The sequence below is a fragment of the Zooshikella harenae genome (genome assembly GCF_018837975.1).
Taxonomy (GTDB): Bacteria; Pseudomonadota; Gammaproteobacteria; order Pseudomonadales; family Zooshikellaceae; genus Zooshikella; species Zooshikella harenae.
Genome location: NZ_JAGSOY010000239.1, coordinates 1 through 1,463 on the forward strand (window position 1 = coordinate 1; position 1,463 = coordinate 1,463).

At 45.3% G+C, this 1,463-nt stretch carries 4 protein-coding genes; all 4 read left to right on the plus strand.

What is annotated here, in order from left to right; all coding sequences use genetic code 11:
* Positions 1–220 (plus strand): hypothetical protein (locus KCG35_RS25265; RefSeq protein ID WP_215822618.1); only part of this gene is annotated, 220 nt, incomplete at its 5' end.
* The gene (locus KCG35_RS25270) at positions 217–729 is read left to right on the plus strand and encodes a hypothetical protein (protein WP_215822619.1); all 513 of its coding nucleotides are present in this window, start codon (positions 217–219) and stop codon (positions 727–729) included. The genes KCG35_RS25265 and KCG35_RS25270, both read left to right, overlap by 4 nt.
* On the plus strand, positions 722–1,252 hold the full coding sequence (locus tag KCG35_RS25275; RefSeq protein WP_215822620.1) for a hypothetical protein: 531 nt from the start codon (positions 722–724) through the stop codon (positions 1,250–1,252). Before KCG35_RS25270 ends, KCG35_RS25275 begins: the two co-directional genes overlap by 8 nt.
* Positions 1,227–1,463 (plus strand): phage baseplate assembly protein V (locus tag KCG35_RS25280; RefSeq protein ID WP_215822621.1); only part of this gene is annotated, 237 nt, incomplete at its 3' end. The genes KCG35_RS25275 and KCG35_RS25280, both read left to right, overlap by 26 nt.

Here is a 1,463-nt window from a genome sequence, read left to right on the forward strand (position 1 = left end):
CGATCAGGAAGGGAAGCTGAATAAAATTCAATTAAATTATGCGACGCCTGAATTACATGTGGCTATAAGTGATTTAACCACGCTTGAACAGTATGAATACGTGGTAATCGATGAACAAAATTATCACCTCAACTGGCCACCGTTAAAAAAAGATACCGACATGGCCATCATTAAATTATCCCCTTACGAGCCTTCCAATAGCGGCAGAGAGTTTGAATGAAAGTATCCGTTGATATTAATGACTCACTCAATGACGTGTTAATGGGTCTCGATCAAACGCGTGCGGATGTTAAACGCGCCATTAAGCGCGCCCAGCGTAAATACACAACATTCATCCAGCGTTTATTAATACAAGCGGTCGTCGATGCATCAGGAGTTAAACGCAACCTTTTCAAAAAACATCGCGTGCATGTGACTACAGCCTATGCTGAGGGTCAAATTAAGGTCTGGTTAGGGGTGGCCCCAGTTGATTTAGGCTACCTGGGTAAGGTTCGGGAAGTGGCAGGCGGTGTTAAAGCAGGAAAGCATTATCGTCCTGGCGCCTTCATGATTAATGATAAAAATACCGCCTTTAAACGGGTCGGAAAAGCCCGGTTACCCATTCTTTATCAGACTGAAGCGATTGAGCCTATCGCCAAACCGGTCGTTACCCAAATCCTGCAGCGTGGTCAACAACGGTTGGTAACGCTGTTGGAGCAGGAACTTAATTACGCCTTAAATCATGAATAAAGACACTCCTGTTGAAATGATTCACCAAGCCATGGTGAATACACTCAAAAATCATTTCAGTGACCGGCTTACATTTGTGCACGCTTATAATCCAGGTAAATGCCTACAATCACCAGGGATTTATTTAGGCATGCATCAGATGGAAGTGGGTGAGAATCCGGGTGATGGCCGCCATGTCATCACTGCAGATTGGTTTAGTTATATTGTGCTCAGCAATAGCACTGACAACTTGGCCATTAAAATTCGTTATCTGGCGTGTGAGGTCATGGCACTGTTAAACCAGCCTGAAACCGGATTATGGGGACTCGATAATGTCGTGGGTTTACCTAAACATATTCAAGCCATTCCCGCCTTATTTAATCCCGATACCGAAGGTTATGAAAGCTGGGAAGTTACCTGGCAACAGTCGTTTTATATGGGCGATTCACTGTGGGAAGACGACGGTGAAACACCGAAAACTGTATTAGCTAGCCATGTACCCTATACCGGTAAAGCCTATGAACCCCGATATAAACCCCTTTAATATCGAAGAACTGATTCGCCTGGTTAAGAATTTAATTCGGCCAGGTATTATAAGAAGCGTGGATTATGATCGTGCTCGCGCCCGGGTACAAATGGATAAACTCACCACGGATTGGTTGCCTTGGCTAACAACAAGAGCCAGCCATGACCGTTCCTGGTGGGCACCCGAGGCCGGTGAGCAAGTGGTGGTGTTATCGCCTTGTGGTGAATTG